This is a genomic window from Prescottella equi (genome assembly GCF_002094305.1).
Classification (GTDB): Bacteria; Actinomycetota; Actinomycetes; order Mycobacteriales; family Mycobacteriaceae; genus Prescottella; species Prescottella equi.
Map to the genome: position 1 here is coordinate 178,163 of NZ_LWTX01000009.1, position 16,997 is coordinate 195,159.

The 16,997-nt window shown below is 67.4% G+C and carries 16 protein-coding genes; 13 read left to right on the forward strand and 3 right to left on the reverse strand.

What is annotated here, in order from left to right; genetic code table 11:
- Positions 1 to 7 precede the first annotated feature (7 nt).
- From A6I89_RS20345 to A6I89_RS20355, 3 genes are read right to left on the reverse strand one after another with little or no spacing between them, the layout of a single operon-like run.
- Positions 8 to 484 carry a DUF4334 domain-containing protein gene (locus A6I89_RS20345; RefSeq protein ID WP_022593671.1) on the reverse strand — a complete coding sequence of 159 codons (477 nt, stop codon included), beginning with the start codon at positions 482 to 484 and terminating at the stop codon, positions 8 to 10.
- Positions 481 to 1,611 carry an NAD(P)-dependent alcohol dehydrogenase gene (locus A6I89_RS20350; protein ID WP_022593672.1) on the reverse strand — a complete coding sequence of 377 codons (1,131 nt, stop codon included), beginning with the start codon at positions 1,609 to 1,611 and terminating at the stop codon, positions 481 to 483. The genes A6I89_RS20345 and A6I89_RS20350 overlap by 4 nt, the downstream gene beginning before the upstream one ends.
- Positions 1,608 to 2,870, reverse strand: a complete 1,263-nt coding sequence (locus tag A6I89_RS20355; protein WP_022593674.1) for a TetR/AcrR family transcriptional regulator — start codon at positions 2,868 to 2,870, stop codon at positions 1,608 to 1,610. Before A6I89_RS20355 ends, A6I89_RS20350 begins: the two co-directional genes overlap by 4 nt.
- Positions 2,871 to 3,152: 282 nt before the next feature.
- On the opposite strand from A6I89_RS20355, the gene A6I89_RS20360 reads away from it, so the two are divergent.
- The 13 genes from A6I89_RS20360 to A6I89_RS20420 all read left to right on the forward strand — a co-directional run bounded on the left by A6I89_RS20360 (position 3,153) and on the right by A6I89_RS20420 (position 16,685).
- The gene (locus A6I89_RS20360) at positions 3,153 to 4,133 is read left to right on the forward strand and encodes an NAD(P)H-dependent flavin oxidoreductase (RefSeq protein ID WP_022593676.1); all 981 of its coding nucleotides are present in this window, start codon (positions 3,153 to 3,155) and stop codon (positions 4,131 to 4,133) included.
- Complete coding sequence (locus tag A6I89_RS20365) at positions 4,130 to 4,909, forward strand: enoyl-CoA hydratase (protein WP_022593677.1); 780 nt, start codon at positions 4,130 to 4,132, stop codon at positions 4,907 to 4,909. The genes A6I89_RS20360 and A6I89_RS20365 overlap by 4 nt, the downstream gene beginning before the upstream one ends.
- Before the next feature lie 266 nt (positions 4,910 to 5,175).
- Positions 5,176 to 6,774 (forward strand): fatty-acid--CoA ligase FadD5, encoded by a 1,599-nt coding sequence (fadD5, locus tag A6I89_RS20370; RefSeq protein ID WP_005516049.1) that lies wholly within the window; start codon positions 5,176 to 5,178, stop codon positions 6,772 to 6,774.
- Between the two features lie 76 nt (positions 6,775 to 6,850).
- The gene (locus A6I89_RS20375; protein WP_005516048.1) at positions 6,851 to 7,660 is read left to right on the forward strand and encodes an MlaE family ABC transporter permease; all 810 of its coding nucleotides are present in this window, start codon (positions 6,851 to 6,853) and stop codon (positions 7,658 to 7,660) included.
- Positions 7,660 to 8,517 carry an MlaE family ABC transporter permease gene (locus tag A6I89_RS20380; protein WP_005516047.1) on the forward strand — a complete coding sequence of 286 codons (858 nt, stop codon included), beginning with the start codon at positions 7,660 to 7,662 and terminating at the stop codon, positions 8,515 to 8,517. Before A6I89_RS20375 ends, A6I89_RS20380 begins: the two co-directional genes overlap by 1 nt.
- A gap of 1 nt (position 8,518) precedes the next feature.
- Positions 8,519 to 9,700, forward strand: a complete 1,182-nt coding sequence (locus A6I89_RS20385) for an MCE family protein (protein ID WP_022593679.1) — start codon at positions 8,519 to 8,521, stop codon at positions 9,698 to 9,700.
- Positions 9,697 to 10,743, forward strand: a complete 1,047-nt coding sequence (locus A6I89_RS20390; RefSeq protein ID WP_022593681.1) for an MCE family protein — start codon at positions 9,697 to 9,699, stop codon at positions 10,741 to 10,743. Before A6I89_RS20385 ends, A6I89_RS20390 begins: the two co-directional genes overlap by 4 nt.
- Positions 10,740 to 11,810: an MCE family protein gene (locus A6I89_RS20395; RefSeq protein WP_172504553.1), complete on the forward strand. Its 1,071-nt coding sequence runs from the start codon at positions 10,740 to 10,742 to the stop codon at positions 11,808 to 11,810. The genes A6I89_RS20390 and A6I89_RS20395 overlap by 4 nt, the downstream gene beginning before the upstream one ends.
- Positions 11,807 to 12,922, forward strand: coding sequence for an MCE family protein (locus A6I89_RS20400; protein ID WP_044990358.1), 1,116 nt, complete (start codon positions 11,807 to 11,809; stop codon positions 12,920 to 12,922). Before A6I89_RS20395 ends, A6I89_RS20400 begins: the two co-directional genes overlap by 4 nt.
- A complete protein-coding gene (locus tag A6I89_RS20405) occupies positions 12,922 to 13,959 on the forward strand; it encodes an MCE family protein (protein ID WP_022593687.1) in 1,038 nt (345 codons plus the stop codon). Before A6I89_RS20400 ends, A6I89_RS20405 begins: the two co-directional genes overlap by 1 nt.
- Positions 13,956 to 15,167 (forward strand): MlaD family protein, encoded by a 1,212-nt coding sequence (locus tag A6I89_RS20410; RefSeq protein WP_022593689.1) that lies wholly within the window; start codon positions 13,956 to 13,958, stop codon positions 15,165 to 15,167. The genes A6I89_RS20405 and A6I89_RS20410 overlap by 4 nt, the downstream gene beginning before the upstream one ends.
- A complete protein-coding gene (locus tag A6I89_RS20415; RefSeq protein WP_022593692.1) occupies positions 15,164 to 15,760 on the forward strand; it encodes a hypothetical protein in 597 nt (198 codons plus the stop codon). The genes A6I89_RS20410 and A6I89_RS20415 overlap by 4 nt, the downstream gene beginning before the upstream one ends.
- A gap of 22 nt (positions 15,761 to 15,782) precedes the next feature.
- The gene (locus tag A6I89_RS20420; protein WP_022593693.1) at positions 15,783 to 16,685 is read left to right on the forward strand and encodes an oxygenase MpaB family protein; all 903 of its coding nucleotides are present in this window, start codon (positions 15,783 to 15,785) and stop codon (positions 16,683 to 16,685) included.
- Positions 16,686 to 16,997 lie beyond the last annotated feature (312 nt).

Below are 16,997 nucleotides of genomic sequence, written 5' to 3' on the forward strand. Positions count from 1 at the left end.
TGCGGTGTCAGAGTGCGACGTCTCGCTCCAGCCCGAACCAGAAGTGTTCGCCGCCGTCGAACACCAACGTGCCCTTGCCGTTCATGACGCCGATGACGGTGTCGTCGTCGACCTTCTTGAAGTGGTCGGACACCGGCATGCCGTCGTAGACCATCGTCGCGGTCACCTCCCCGCGGAACACGACCTCCCACAGGCTGGCCTCGCCGTGCCCGGTTCCGATGTCGGAGAACAGCTGTCCGTCCTCGCTGCGGCACAGCAGAGGCTGCACGTCGGACTCGCTGGCGAATGCCTTGCCGTACCAATGCGCTCGACGGAGGAGCCCACTCGTGCGATGTCCGGTGTCGAAGTCGAAACCCCGCCAGCGGTACCCGATCAGATCCACGGGCCGACACGGGGCCAAGCGGTCCCAGATCGAATCGAGTTCCCGCGGATCGATCCGGTCGGTGCGCGCCCGCAGCGCGGCGACCTCGTCTCGTACGTTCATGCTCGTCCTCCGGTGTCGTTGTCCGCGAACGTGAGTACCGCCTTGACCACCTCTCCGGACCGTGTCGCGGCGATCGCGTCGTCGATCCGGTCGATCGGGAACGTTCGTACCAGCTTCTCGACCGGAAAGCGACCCTGACGCCACAGGTCGACGAGCATCGGCAGGAACGTCAGTGGATCGGCATCGCCCTCGATGACGCCGGTGAGGGTGCGCCCGTTCAGGAGATGGCTCTGGTCGATCGTGATGGGATTACGTCCGGGCAGTAACCCCAGTGTCGCGCAGACTCCGGGCGGGCGTAGCGAGGACAGTGCATGACGGACAACCTGTTCGGTTCCCACGGATTCCACTGCGAAATCCACACCGCCACCGGACTCGCGGCGAACCGCCCGCCCGACGTCGTCGACGTCGACGGGCGACAGCGCCGCCGTCGCCCCCAGTTCCAGCGCCAGGGTTCGGCGGGCCGAGATCGGGTCCACGGCGATGACGTTCCCGCACCCGGCTACCCGCGCGGCCATGATCGCCGCCATCCCCACGGCGCCGAGCCCGAACACCGCGATCGCCGATCCGGGATCCGGGCGCAGGACGTTGAAGACGGTCCCGGCCCCGGTCTGGAGTCCGCAGCCGAGCGGACCGGCGAGCGCGACCGGCACGTCTGGGGGAAGGCGTACCGCGTTGCGGGCAGAGGCCACCGCGTGTGACGCCATCGAGGATTGACCGAACCAGTTGCCGTGTAGCGCAGTACCGTCGGTGCCGGTCAGCGTGGTGGTCCCGTCGAGCCGGGTTCCACCGTGGTTCAGGGCGGTTGCGTTCTCGCAGTAGGCCGCCCGCCCCCGGCCGCAGTTGCGGCAGGATCGGCACGAGTCGAAGCCGAGGACCACGGGGTCTCCCGGCGTGAGTCCGGCGACACCGACGCCGACGGCCTCGACGATCCCGGCACCCTCGTGGCCCAGAACCGCCGGAAGAGGGAACGGGACACCACCGTCTGCGGCCGTCAGGTCGGTGTGGCAGATGCCCACTCCCTGGATGCGCACCAGAATCTCGTCGTCGCGTATCTCGGGTACCCGGATGGGTTCGAGGCGGAGTGGTCCGCCGTGGGCGCGTAGCACCACTGCGGCCGCTCCGCTCATGCGTCGCTCGTCTCACCGAACAACGTCGCGAGCATCAGCTGCCGGACCCGGGCTTCATTGGCTGCGGTTGACTCGAAGTGCATCACCCGCCCGACGTCGAGTACCAGGCTGAGCGCCGCGTGGACGAGGAAGCGACATTCCGCGACGGACAGATCGGGCCGAGCCTCGCCGAGTAGCAGAGCCCATTCTTCGACATTGAGGCGCTGCGTGTTTCGCAGCGAGGTGCGCTCGGGCGCCGGCAGGCTCCCGATCTCCGCGAAGTACACGCTCATGAGCTCGGACTGGGCGAACGACAGACGCACGTAGACCTCGACCAGCGACTCGAGAGCCTGTCGGGGGGTGTCGGAATTGCCCAGTGCGGTGCTCACCGCGACGGCGAGTCGCTCCGCCGCGCGATGAAAGGTCGCTGCCAGCAGATCCGACTTGCTCGAGAAGTAGCGATACACCCCGGAGGCGTTGATACCCGCGGCCTGGCCGATGTCCTCGATGCTCACCTCGTGGTAGCCGCGCGCCTCGAAAAGCAGGATGGCCTCGTTGAGCACGACTTCGCGCTTGTTGGCCAACGGGATTCCGGCGTTCCTCGGGTGGACTCCGGTGGATGGCGTCTCCGCGGGGAGTTCGGCGCGAGCGATCGATCGGCACGCGCCGAGCAGGAGTCGCTCGAGTCGCCGCGCCGGCAAGGCGGCCCGATGAACGGTGATGCTTCCGATCGCTCCGAGGATCGCGACGCAGATCTGTACCGAGTCCCGGTGGGTGATGTCGGGCCTGATGTCCTCGAGCGTCGCGCCGATGCGACGGTTGACCGCTTCGACGGCTCCCCGGACCGCCGCCCTGTCCGGCGGTTCGAGATAGCGGCTCTCCCACCTATAGAGCCCGGCCGTGCGGCGATGGGCGACGGTGGTCCTGACCGCCGCGAGGATCTGGTGATCGAGCCGATCGACGGGGTCGCCGACCACGTCGGCGTCGTCCTGTGCGACGGCATTCTCCAGGGCTTCGGCGAGATCGGTCGCGGCCTGCGAGAACAGTGCGTACTTGTTCGGGAAATGGCGGTACAGGGCAGGACCCGAGATACCGACGGCCGCGGCGATCTCGTCGATACTGACGCCGTGATAGCCGCGCTCGGTGAAGGCCTCGGCGGCCACCGCGGCGATCTGGGCCTTCCGGTTCTTCGGCCGGCGTCGAATCTCGCTGGTGGGCAGATGCTGCACGTCGATGCGAACGCGCCCAGTGCGGGATCCGGTCTTCGTCCGCTCCGTCACCGAACCTCCTGACGTGTAAGGACTGGTACCGGAAGCATAGCCGAGAGGTGAGTGCCGGTGTCTCCGGTTTCGCTTCCGGATTCGACCGGCGGTCAAATCAATTCGCCTGTAGGTAAGGGGTTGACAAACGAGTCGATCGACACAAAAGTTAACGCCGATTCTCGTACTGATCCGGCCCGATCGCGTTGCCGGACGCTTCACCCCTCGGCTGTTCTCCGGCCACAGCACTGCACCAGGCTCTCGAGGCTCTTGTACCTGTTCCAGGGATCCGAGGAGGTCCATGTGAGAACCCGCTTCACCGAGATGTTCGGAGTGCGCCACCCCATAGTCCAGGGCGGAATGATGTGGGTGGGTCGTGCCGAGTTGGTAGCGGCGGTGGCCGAGGCCGGTGCGCTCGGGTTCCTCACCGCGCTCACCCAGCCCACGCCGGACGCCCTCGCGAAAGAGATCGAGCGCACGAGGCGTCTCACCGACGAGCCGTTCGGTGTCAATCTCACTCTTCTGCCGTCGATCTCGCCGCCGCCGTACGCGGAGTACCGGCAGGTGATCATCGACGCCGGGATCGGGATCGTGGAGACGGCCGGGTCCAACCCCGTGGAGCACCTACCGCATTTCGAGGACGCGGGCGTCAAGGTCATCCACAAGTGCACCAGTGTGCGGCACGCACTCAGAGCCGAGCAGATCGGCGTGGACGCGGTCATCGACGGCTTCGAGTGCGCCGGCCATCCCGGTGAGGACGATGTACCCGGGTTGGTGCTCATCCCTGCCGCCACCCGCAGGCTGAGTATCCCGGTCATCGCGTCCGGAGGTATCGCGGACGCGCGGGGTCTGGTCGCGGCACTCGCGCTCGGCGCCGACGGCGTCAACATGGGTACCCGCTTCATGTGCACAGCGGAATCGCCGGTCGCCCAAGAGGTCAAGGAACGGATCGTCGCCAACAGTGAGCTGGAAACGCGATTGATCTTCCGGACACTCGGGAACACGGCTCGGGTCGCGGCGAACACGGTGAGCGCCGAGGTGATCGACATCGAATCCCGCGGTTGCGAATTCGGCGACATCGCGGATCTGGTCGCCGGAGCGCGGGGCAGGCGGGTGTTCGAGCGGGGTGAGCTGGACGCGGGCATCTGGACCGCAGGCCAGAGTCAGGGATTGATCGAGGACATTCCCAGTTGTGACGACCTGGTTCGGCGGATGATCGGAGAGGCCGAGGCGATCATCCGCGACCGCCTCGCCGGTGCGATCGAGGAAGGGGTTCGGGTATGACCACGACGACGGGCGACGTGCGGCGGGAATTGAAGGACTCCGTTCTCGAGCTGACGATCTCACGACCGGAACGGATGAATGCCGTCGACATGTCGACGATGCGGGAGCTCGGTGCCGCGATCCGTGAGGCAGGGTGCGACCCGAGCGTGCGATCCATCCTGATCACCGGGACGGGGCCGGCGTTCTGCACGGGCGCCGACCTGGCTGCCGGTGCCGTGAATCCCGCCGATCCCACGGTCGTCATGGACGTCGCCAACGAAGTGATCCGCGCGATCGTCGAGGTGCCGGTCCCGGTTGTTGCGGCGGTGAACGGTCCGGCCGCCGGGGTCGGGGTGTCGATCGCGCTCGCGGCCGATCTCACGTACGCGGCCGAAAGTGCGTACTTCCTGCTCGCGTTCGTCGGTGTCGGCCTCATGCCGGACGGTGGGTCGAGCGTGTTGGTGTCGGCATCGATCGGACGGGCGAAGGCAGCAGAGCTGGCGCTGCTCGGGGAGCGGCTGTCCGCTGCCGAGGCGGATAGCTCAGGCCTGGTCTCGAGGACGCTGCCGGACGGCGACTTGCTCGATCATGCTCGGGACGTGGCCGGCAGGCTTGCCGCGGGCCCGCGTCGCGCACTGGAACTGACCAAGCGGGCGCTCGCGGCCGCAACGCTGGCGGCACTCGACGACGCGCTCGAGCGAGAGAAGATCGGCCAGGCGGAGCTCCTCGCTTCTCCGGACTTCGCGGAAGGTGCCGCAGCGATGCTGCAGAAGCGGAAGCCGCGATACAGCGGCTAGCGGAATTCGCATCCACTTCCGCCGCCCCTGGACCGGCCGCTACGTCGCGGAGACGAGGCTACTCGCGCGTGCGAAAAGCGCAGGAAGCGAACCGAGTCGGAGTGAACCTGGGGTTCCGGTCGCCACATCGCCGGCACGGTCGACCGCACGAGAATCGCAATTAACAAAACGAGCCTCGAAACCACTCAAACCATGTAATCTGCATCACATCGAACCATGGGTCCGGTCAGGTCGGGAGGACCCGCCACGCACGAGAGGAACCCTCGATGGTCACTTCCGCTGCTGTGCCTGCCGCCTTGCTCGAGGCGCAGCGATCGCGTCGAACCAACTGGAACAACCAGGTGGCCCGGCACGCTCGCATGATCCCGGATCGTCCGGCGCTGCGTTTCCAGGGCGCGTCGATCACGTGGTCGACGCTGCACGAGCGGGTCGAACGGCTCGCCGACGCGCTTTCCCGCCGGGGCGTCGAGTTCGGCGACCGGGTGCTGATCCTGATGTTGAACCGTCCCGAGTACCTCGAGGCCGTGCTGGCGGCCAACGCTCTCGGTGCGATCGCGGTCCCTGTGAACTTCCGCATGACCGTTCCCGAGGTGGCGTTCCTGGTGCGCGACAGCGGCGCCCGTGCTGTCGTCGCCGATACGACGCTGGCCCCGCTCGCCGCGGCCGTCCGGGCCGAGACCGGCAGTCTGGAGCTGTCCGTCACGGTCGGAGGGGAGACGACCGGCGACACCCTCGGGTACGAGGAGCTGATCTCGGAGGTTGGCACTCCCCGCGTGCCCCTGGATGTTCCGGACGACACGCCGGCGCTCGTCATGTACACCTCCGGCACCACCGGTCGACCCAAGGGTGCGGTGCTCACCCACAGCAACATGGAGGCGCAGGCGCTCACCTGTATCCGTGCGTTCCAGCTCAACCGCTCCGACGACATCGGGTTCTGCGCGTCGCCGATGTTCCACATCGCGGCGCTGGGGTCGATGGCCCCGAGCCTCATGCTGGGTCTCACCACCGTCATCTACCCAGTCGGCGCGTTCGATCCCGGCGCACTCCTCGACGTTCTCGAGGAGGAGCAGGTCACCACGCTGTTCCTCGTCCCGGTGCAGTGGCAGGCGGTATGCGCGGTGCAGCAGGCGCAACCGCGAAAGCTGAAGTTGCGCGGCATCTCCTGGGGTGCGGCGCCCGCCTCGGACACCGTGCTTCGGGCGATGGCCGAGACGTTCCCCGACGCGTCCAACGTCGCGGTGTTCGGGCAGACCGAGATGTCGCCGATCACCTGCGTGCTCGACGGTGACGACGCGCTGCGCAAGCTGGGTTCGGTCGGTCGGGTGATTCCGACCGTCCAGGCCCGGGTCGTGGACGACGACATGAACGACGTCGCCCCGGGCGCGGTGGGTGAGATCGTCTATCGCGGCCCGACGATGATGCTCGAATACTGGCAGAACCCCGCCGCGACCGCGGATGCGTTCCACGGCGGATGGTTCCACTCCGGAGATCTGGTTCGAGTGGACGACGAGGGGTTCGTCTACGTGGTCGACCGCAAGAAGGACATGATCATCTCCGGTGGTGAGAACATCTACTGCGCCGAAGTGGAGAACGCGCTCTTCGCGCACCCGAAGATTCTCGAGGCGGCCGTGATCGGGCGCCCCGACCCCAAGTGGGGCGAGATCCCGGTGGCCGTCGTGGCACTTCGGCCGGATGCGGGTGGCGAACTCACTCTCGAGGAGTTGCAGCCGTTCCTGGACGAGCAACTGGCCCGGTACAAGCATCCCAAGGCTGTTGTCTGTGTGGAAGCGTTGCCGCGCAACGCGAGTGGAAAGGTCGTCAAGGGCGATCTGCGGGGCGGGGCGTCGCCCGTCGTCCAGGGCTGAGTGCGGGGTCCGGCGCCGCGCGGCAGGGGCGCGTCGTCAGGTCGAGGGTCGAAACGGAACTGGGGAGGGCCGGCGCATGACCTACGAACTACCCCCCGCGAAGGGGCCGGTGCAGGACGTCGCGCTCCAGGGCGGGTACCTCATCGGCTTTTCCGTGCAGGCGATGGTGTCGTTGGCCAGAGCTCTCCTTCGCGGTCGGCTGTCGCTCGAGGAGACCGTGAAGCAGACCCTGTTCATCGGCAGGGTCAGCACCGGTCCTTCTCTGCTGCTGATGGTGCCGATCGGTGTGTTCGTCGCGGTGTCGGTCGGTGAGCTCGCCGGGCGGATCGGTGCCGGCGGCTATTCCGGTGCGGTGGTGGCGTTCATCATCGTCGGGCAGGCCTCCGCGCTGGTCTGCGCGCTGATGATGGCGGGGGTGGCCGGCTCGGCGATCTGCACGGATCTGGGCTCACGGAAGATCCGTGAGGAGATCGACGCCATGGAAGTCATGGGTATCGACGTGGTCGAACGGCTCGTCGCCCCGCGACTGCTGGCTGCCGTGGTGGTCTCGGTGGCGCTGTGTGCGATGGTGACCTTCGGTGGCGTGATGGCGTGCTACCTGTACCACATCTACGTCCAGCACCTGCCCGCCGGAACGTTCCTGGCGACATTCGGTCAATACGGCCGGACAGCGGATTTCGTGATGGCGCTCGTGAAAGCCGCGATCTTCGCTCTCACCTCTACGCTCGTCGCGACGTTCAAGGGGTTGCACGCGAAGGGTGGTCCGCGCGGTGTCGCCGACGCCGTCAACGAGGCCGTCGTGATCGCCTTCGCGCTCGTGTTCGTCGTGAACACCGCGTTGTCCGCGCTGTACACCGTGATCGTCCCGGCCGTGGGAGCGTATTGATGGTTGCCTTCGACACCCGGGTGCGCCTGCGCCGGGCGATGCGGCCGGCGTCCGCCGTGGTCGACGGACTCGCCGACGTCGGCCGGCACGTCACGTTCTTCTTCCGCACCCTGGTTTCGCTGCCCTACGCGGCGACGCGGTATCGCAAGCACGTGTTGGCGCAGATCAGCGAGGTCAGCTTCGGAACCAACTCTGTGCTCTCCGGCGGCGGAACCATCGGGATCGTGTTCGCGATGTCACTCGCCGCCGCGATGATGCTCGGAGTCGAGACGCAGCGCGGACTCGAACTGGTAGGCATGACAACCCTTTCCGGGATGTTGTCGGCCATCGCCAACACGCGGGAACTCGCGCCGGTGGTGGTCGCGATCGCGCTCGCCGCGAAGGTGGGCACCGGGTTCACCGCGCAACTCGGGGCGATGAGGATCTCCGACGAGATCGACGCACTCGACTCGATGGGGGTGCGGTCGATCCCGTTCCTGGCCGGCACACGGGTGCTGGCGGCAATGGTGTGTGTGCTCCCGATCTTCATGATCGGACTGCTCGCCAGCTATCTGTCGACCCGTCTGGTGATCGTGGTGTGGGGTGGCGCCTCGGCGGGCACCTACGACTACTTCTTCCACCTTGCGCTGTCGCCGGTGGACCTCGTCTACGCCGCGATCAAGGCCATCGTGTTCGCGGGAGTTGTTGCACTGGTGCACTGTTCGTACGGATACTTCGCCTCGGGTGGACCGGCCGGTGTGGGTCAGGCGGCGGGACGGGCGCTGCGTACCGCGATTCTCGCGATCGGGGTGTTGGACGTGCTCATGACGTTCGCGCTGTGGGGGCTGGTCCCGACGATCCCCGGGATGGGGGTCTGAGATGGACGTCTACTCGCGGCGTCGAACCGCCTTCGTTCTGCGGGGCGCCGTGGCCGTGCTGGTCGCGGTGGTGGCGGGAACGGCGATGGTGCTGCGGGGAACCGGCCAACTACATCGGGACCCGGAGGTGCTCGTCGCGATACCGGCCTCCGCGGGGCTCGTCAACGGCGAGGCGCCGGTCCGTTACAGCGGCGTCGATGTCGGTCGCATCGCCGGGATCGACTCGGGGACCGAATCGTCGGTTGTCCGACTTCGGATCGACTCGGATTCGATCGACCTGATCCCCGCCGCCGTACTGGCGCGAGTCGTTCCCCGTACCTTCTTCGGGGACATTTACATCCAGCTCGTCGACGATCCCGTGGGACAGCCGCAAGGGAGCCTGGCCGACGGCGACGAGGTGCGGGCCGACACCGGTCCGGACGCGGTGGCCCTGTACGCGGTCTACACCCGTCTGGTCGACATCCTCGACCGGATGCAGCCCCAGAACATCCAGGTCGCGCTGTCCGCGATCTCCCATGCGCTGGACGGTCGCGGAGCCATGGTCGGCCGGATCGTCGATCGACTCGACGGGGCGTCGCAGACGTTGGCCCCCGCGGTGCGGACGTTCCTCGACTCGACTCCCGACTTCCGATCCGTGCTGCAGACGTTGCACACCGCCAGCCCCGACGTGCTCGCGACGCTGTCGTCGTCGACGAACGTGTCGCAGAGCATGGTCGACAATCGGCAGGCGCTCGACGAAACCATCGAATCCGCAGCGCGTTTCGCGCCGGTGTTCACGGGATTCGTCGGTGAGCAGCGCGACCGCGTGGTGACAGTGGTCGATTCGGCCGGCACGATTCTGGCCACTACCGCGGCGAACCCCGCCGGCCTGGTCGACACGCTCGAGGGCGCGCGCACCTTCGGTGCCGCGGGTGCCCGTGTGTTCGCCACCGGTCACTTCGACATCACCGCCGTCCCGACGTTTGCCGACCCCATGCCGTACACCGCCGCCGACTGCCCCGCCTACGGCGGGCAACCTGGCGACTGCGGTCCCCCGTCCGTCGCCGGGGGAGCGGACGAGCAGGAGGCCTTCCGGCTGCTGGAGGAACGCTTGCTCGGGGACACTGCCGTGGCAGCACGGAATCCGGCCTCCACCTTCATGCTGGGTCCGCTCGTCCGGGGAACCGAGGTGCGGATCCGATGAAGCTCGGGTGGGTTCCGATCGCGAAGGTGCTCGGCTTCTGTGCAGTGGGAGCGGCGTGCGCGTCGCTGGTCGCCAACACCCTCTCGGTTCCCGTACGTGGGGACAGCGAGCGGTACACGGTCGAGTTCACCGACGTCGAGGGCCTGCACGAGGGAAACCCGGTGACGATGGCCGGGGTCCGGGTGGGCCGCGTCGATTCCATCGCCTTCGCCGATGCGGGCGGCGGGACCAGCAAGGCGGTCGTGGGGATCGAGGTGTCGTCCGACCACTCGCTCGACCGGAACACCACTGCGGCCGTGCGCTACGGCGACATGCTCGGTGCCCGGTACGTAGCCCTCAGCCCTCCCGACGATGTCGCCCTGCAACCGGACGCCGGCGTCGCGTCGGACACCCTCGAGCCCGGGGGTGTGATCCCCCTCGACCGCACCACTCCGCCGGTCGACCTCACCGCACTGATGAACGGATTCGCGCCGCTGTTCGACGCGTTGGAGCCGGCCGAGGTCAACACGCTGACCCGAAGTTTCGTCGAAACCTTCGACGGGCAGGGCGCCACCGTGGCGGCCCTGCTCGACCGGATCGCCACCCTCTCCGGTGATCTCGCGGACCGGAGCGGAGTGTACGAGCAACTCCTCACGAACATGAACGCCCTGATGACTTCCGTCGACCGGCGGCAACCGGAACTCGAGCAGCTCGTCACCGGTCTGCGCGACCTGAGCACGTCGGTGGTCGGCAGCAACGACAGGCTGGCCGTCCTGCTCGACGACGGCAATCGTGCCGTCGCCTCCCTCGCCGCGGCGTTGACCCGCTCGCAGGGTGCCTTCGGGGCATCGGTCACCGATCTGAAGTCCGTGACCGACACCTGGATCGCCGACACTCCCGCCTTCGAGCAGTTCGTCGCGAAGATGCCGCAGTTCGCGGACGGGGTGAACAGCATCAGCGCCTACGGCGGCTTCGTGAGTCTCTATCTGTGCAATTTCGTCCTGAAGGCCGGCGACGTCGAAGCGAACATCTTCGGCGGCACCCACTCGGAGGTGTGCCGATGATGTTCGTGGTCAAAGTGATCGACGTCGTCGTCGGCGCGTGGCTGTTCCTGTTCCGTGGCGAGCGTCGCCCCGGATCCTGCGCCCCGCTCGCACTCGGAACCGTCGGCATCGTGTTGCTCGTGGCCGGTCTCGCTGCGGCGATCGGAATCCCGAAGCTCTGGTACCTGTCCCGAACCAGTCCGTACTCGGCCGAATTGGCGAACGCCAGTGGGCTGTCCGACGGCGACCCCGTCTACGTCGCCGGTGTCCCCGCTGGTCGGGTCGAGGGAATCGACATCGCGGGGGACCACGTGCGGGTGGACTTCCGGCTCGACGACGGGCAGCCCCTCGGTAACCGGACCACCGCCTCGGTGCGTCTCGAAACCGTGCTCGGCAAGCGCTACCTCGAGGTGGTCCCGGCCGGCGTCGTCACCGCCGAGAATGCCGATGCGACCGCGGCGAACGTCATTCCGCTCGCGCGTACCACGGTGCCCTACAGTCTCGACGACATCAGCCGTGATGCGACCGACGCGGCCACCGAGATCGACACCGCATCGCTGGAAGCGATGATGAGGACGCTGTCGGAGGTGATGCCGGACGACCCCGAGCAGCTCGGCCGGGTTCTCGCCGGTGTCAGTGGGGCGTCTGCCGTGGTCTCCCGGAACGCCGAGCAGATCGACCAGCTCCTGGAGATGTCCAGATCGGTGTCGGATCTGGCTGTTCGACAGGGAGATTCGCTGTCGACTACGGTCGCCAACGCGCAGACGATCGTCCGCACGCTCGCGGTGCGCAGGGAAGTCCTCACCGAACTGGTCGAGAATCTGCGGTCGGTGCTGTCGACCCTCGCGTCCACCTACACCGAGCACGAGGAGGAGTTCGGGCAGATGACGACGAACCTCGTCGACGTGACGGACACGTTGCAGCGCAACGCCGATCACATCGGACAGATACTCGACCGGCTCCCTCGGGCCCTGCGAGCGGCTACCGACGCGACGGGCAACGGGGCGTGGACGGACGTCACCGCCCCGGCGGCGGTCGTGCCGGACAACCTGCTGTGCGCACTCGGTGTCATGCAGGGGTGCCGATGACCGCCCCGAGGACTCCCCGCAGAATCGGTAGAACCGTCCTGGCGTTCGTCCTGGTGGCGGCAGTCGCGGCGGGTGCCTGGTACGTCTTCGCTCGAACAGACCGCACCACGAACGTCCGGGTCGACTTCGCCTACGTCAACGGCCTCTACGCCGGCAGCAATGTGACGGTGCTCGGCGTCCCGGTCGGCACCGTGGAGAAGGTGGAACCGATGGGCACGTTCGTGCGCGTGACCGCGTCGGTGCCTGCGTCGGTGGAGCTACCGGCGGACGTGCACGCGTATGTGCTCAACCCGTCCGTGATCAGCGACCGGCACCTCGAGTTCGGCCCGGCGTACCAGGGCGGTCCGAGGCTGCAGGACGGAGACGTCGTCCCGCTCGACCGCAGTCACGCTCCGATCGACTTCGACGGCCTCATGGGCAGCCTCGCCACCCTCGCCGAGGCGCTGGGACCGGAAGGCGGGAACGCCGGCGACCTGCTGTCGCGCGCCGCGTCCGGCCTGCAAGGGCGCGGCGACGACTTCAATCGCGCCGTACGTGACCTCGGTGCCGCGACCGGTGTCGTGGGAGCGCGGAGCGAGGACATCGGTGCCGTCGTCGAGAACCTGAACACCCTGATGGCGCAGCTCGACGACCGCCAGGTCAGCCTCGACGCGCTCGTGTCCGATCTTGCTGCGCTCGGCGACGAGTGGTCCACACAGGATCTCGATCTGTCCGAGCCGCTGCAGGACCTGGCGACGGTCTTCGACCAGATCGACCGGTTCACCGCGGAACACGGGGACGATGTGGGGGCCGTCGCGCAGAACCTGACGGCACTCGGCGGCACACTCGTCGCGAACCGGTCGGGCCTCGCCGAGTTCATGGATCTGGTGCCGCTGTTGATGCAGAACCTGTCGCAGACCGTCGGGCCGGACGATCGCGGTCGCATCCGGCTCAACGTCTCCACTGCGCTCACGCAGTTCGCGGTGGCTCAGCCCCTGTGCGAGCAGTACCCGATGCCGCTGTGTACGGGCGCCGGATTCACCAACCCGATCTCCTTCCCGATCAGTGCCTCCGACCCGCTCGGGTTGGCGACGCTGCTCTCGGGTGGGATGGCCCCGGCCGGAGGGAACTGATGCGCGCGACGGTGGTCGTCGGGGGAGCGTTGGTCGGCGCGGCGCTGGTCGCGGGGTGCGGTGCGGGGATCCAGGACCTGCCACTGGGTCGCTCCGTGCCGGGGGACACCTACACGGTCCACGTGCAACTCGCGCACGCGGACGGCCTGCTGACGGGTGCCGACGTGCGGAACGGTCAACGCGTCGTCGGACGGGTCTCCGACCTGTCGACCGACACTGTCGGTGCAATCGTGGATCTGAATCTGTCGTCGTCGGTCGCACTTCCGGAGAACGTCGAGGTGGCGGTCGAACTCCCGTCGGCTCTCGGAAGTCCGTTCATCCGCCTGCGTGCGCCCGAGCAGCCGTCCACCGAGATGCTCGCCGACGGCGACGTGATCGCCGAGTCGCGCACCGAGGTCGGGCCACAGATCGAGAGCGCGCTCGCGGCACTCGGCACGATCCTCACCGGCAGCGGCTTCGATCAGTTGCAGACCGTGCTGGACGAGCTGAACGTCGCGTTCGCCGGCCGTCCCCGACAGGTGCGGGACCTCCTCGGCACCGTCACCACGCTCACGGGGACTGCGATGTCACATCGGCAGGAATACGACACCGCGATGGAGTTGGCTGCGGACATCTCACGCCGATTCGCGGCCCTGCAGCAGACGATCGACCAGTTCCTCGACATCGCGCCGGAGGTGACGAACGTGCTTGTGGGGCAGCGGGAGCGAATCTCGACTCTGCTCGACTCGAGTGCGGCGCTCGCCGGTCACCTCGACTTCGTGCTGTCACAGGCGTCGACGGGGCTGGACGCGATGCTCGGCGACACCGCCACGGTGTTGGCGTCGCTGAGTTCGTTCAACGCGAGTATCGGCGAAACCCTCACCACCATGAACGGTTTCCTCGACAACTTCGGCGGGGCCGTCGAGGGTGACTACCTGATGTTCGACGGCACCCTCGACATCCCCGGTTCCATCGAGAACCTGCTGACGGGCGGTACGGCGCCCCTGCCGGCCGAGGCCGGGTCGCTGGAGTCCCTGCTGTCGGGAGGAATCCGATGAGGCGAGTCGTCCTGGTCCAGTTGGTGCTCTTCGCGATCACCGCCGCCGTGGTCGTGCCCTTCGGCATCGCCTACGTCGCGGGCCCGGGCGCATTCCGGGATCCGATCCGGTTGCACGCGAACATGTCCAATGCTCTCGGGCTCACCGCGGGAACCAGCGTCACCTATCGCGGCGTACAGGTGGGGAAAGTGGCCTCGGTGGTGCTGGTGCCCGATCGGGGCGGCGCCCGGATCGAGTTCGATCTCGATGCGGGTACCCGGATTCCGCGGGACAGCATCGCGAAGGTCGGAATGGGGACCGTCGCCGGCATCCAGAGCGTGGACATCTTCCCGAACACCGACACCGGACCGTTTCTCGCGGACGGCGACGAACTCGCGGCGCCGCAGGATCTGCAGCCGGTCCAGATGGACCGATTGATGGGCGATGCCGCGAAGCTGCTCGACGGCATCGCCCCCGACGCGGTCGGCACGCTGGGCACCGAGCTGGGTGCGTCGTTCGAGGGTCTCGGCCCGACCCTCTCCGGATTGATCGAGGACGGAGACCGGATCAGCACGCTGCTGGGCGAGCAGGCCCCACAGTTGCGGTCGCTGCTCGTACGCAGTGCGAACCTGCTGGGCACGATGTCCGCCACCGGGGATTCGTTCGTGCGCGGGACCGGCGCGGCCCGCACGTTCACCGAACAGCTGGACACCAGCGGTCCGGTGCTGGTCTACCTCCTCGACCAGTCGCCCGCCGCGCTGAACCGGACCCGGGACCTGTTCGATCGCTATCACGATTCCTTCGGTGCGCTGCTCGCGAACCTCGCCACGGTCACTCCGGTCATATCCGACCGAAGTAACGCTCTCGCGGCCGGACTCGACGAGATCCCTGAGGGACTCGGCAAACTCGAGTCGATCGTCAAGGGGGATCGTGCGCAGTTCGCGCTCGTCGCGACGCAGGGACCGGTGTGCAACTACGACACCGCCCGGCGTGCGGTAGGCGACCTCACTCCCGCCGAGCCGAACCTCACGTTGTACTGCCCGCCCGGAGAGAACATCGCCCAGCGCGGATCGCGAACGGCTCCGCGCCCCGACGATCTCGGGTTGCAGAACGCGACCACTCCGGGAACGGTCATCGGTCCGCCGATGGTTGCGGACCCGATCCTCGTTCCCACCGGGGCCGAGGCGCTCGACCAATGGAATCACCTCCTGGAGGAGCTCGGAAGATGAGGGAACAGAAACGGGACGACGACGCCGCCAACGCCGCCGCACCGGTCACCACGCTGCCGGAACCCGCGCCGGAAGGCGTTGCCACGGAACCGCGCGAAAAGCGACCTGCAGCGAAGACCGCCCGAAGCTTCGGCCCGGTGCCGGTTGCAGTGCTCTGCGTGCTCGCCGTCGTGCTCGGCGCACTCGCCGGCTGGCAGTGGTGGGCGCAGCGGCAGCTCGACACGCTGCGCGACCAGGCCGTCGAGACCACCCGCGACTACGCGCAGACCGTGGCGTCGTTCGACTACCAGAACCTCGATGCCAACCGCGACAAGATCGCCGGGATGTCCACCTCCGAGTTCACCGGCCAGTACAACAAGATGGTCGACGCGCTGCGGAGCCTTGTCACCGACGGGCAGGGGCAGGCGACGGCAACCGTCTCGAACATCGGTGTCGAGAGCGTGGACGAATCCAGTGCGGTCGTCCTGGCCTTCGTCGACCAGGAGGCGAAGAATGTGGTTGCCCCCGAAGGTAAGTCGCAGAAGTACCGAATGGTCGTCACCCTCGAACGAGACGGTGACCGTTGGATCGTCGACAACGTCGAGACCAAGTGACCGCGGACGATGGAGGGGATTCATGCCGACCCGCTACCTCGACCTCCCCGGCGCCGAACCGCGCTTGACGAACGAGCGCACCCGGATCCGCATCGCGACCACTCCTCGCCGCGGCGGACGGCCGGCGCACATCGCCGACGCGCTCGACTTCTGGTCGTTCGCGGGCGGCGCGGCGAACGTGGTGATGCAACTGTCGTGGCCGGAGGTGGGCCACGGCGTAGCGGAGAGCAAGGTCGAGTCCGGCAGCCTGGCCAAGCATCCATGGAAGCGTGCTCGCACCACGTTCACCTACCTGTCGGTGGCGATTCTCGGCTCGGACGACGAACGCCGGGCATACCGGGAGGCGGTCAACGGAGCCCACCGGCACGTCCGGTCCGACGAGAACAGCCCGGTGTCCTACAACGCGTTCAACCGAGAGTTGCAGTTGTGGGTGGCGGCGTGCCTGTTCATCGGGTTCGAGGACACACACCAGCTGCTGCACGGCAGGATGACACCCGAGCAGGCCGAGGAGTTCTACCGGTCGTCGTCGACGCTCGGCACGACATTGCAGGTCACCGAGGACATGTGGCCGGCGACGCGAGCCGATTTCGACCGGTACTGGAACATCGCCTGCGAGCGCGTCGCGATCGACGAGACCGTCCGGGACTACCTGAACGATCTGCTCGCGTTGCGCATGGTTCGCCCGCCTCTGCGTCTCGTGTTCGGTGACCTGCTGAGGTTCCTCACCACAGGCTTCCTGCCGCCGCTGTTCCGCGAGCAACTCGGGATGGAGTGGAACGAGGACGATCGCCGCCGCTTCGAGCACCTCTTCGTCTTCGTGTCTTTCGTGAACCGGTTCGTGCCCCGATTCGTCCGGCACTTGCCGAGTCGGGTGCTCATGCGGGATCTGCAACGCCGGATCCGCTCCGAGAAGCGGCTCGTGTAACGCACAGGACGCGAAATCCGGGGCGCGGTCACAACTCGGAAAACTGGCGCCGGAAGCATTGCAGGGCGCTACCGGCGGGCGTAGTTTCAGTAGTGCGGATCGAGTAAGTAATCGGAAACGGTGAAAGTCTCGTGAAACAGAGATGCGGCCGAGGATGTGAAAGCATTCCCGGCCACACCCCTGTTCGGGGCACTTTCGCTCCCGGCTCGTAGCGCGGCACCTCGGTGGCTGCGCCGGCCCGACCGACAGTCCGCCCTGCTAGTGGTCTTCCTCCCCGATCCGGTGCACGTGGATCAGGTTGGTCGAGCCTAC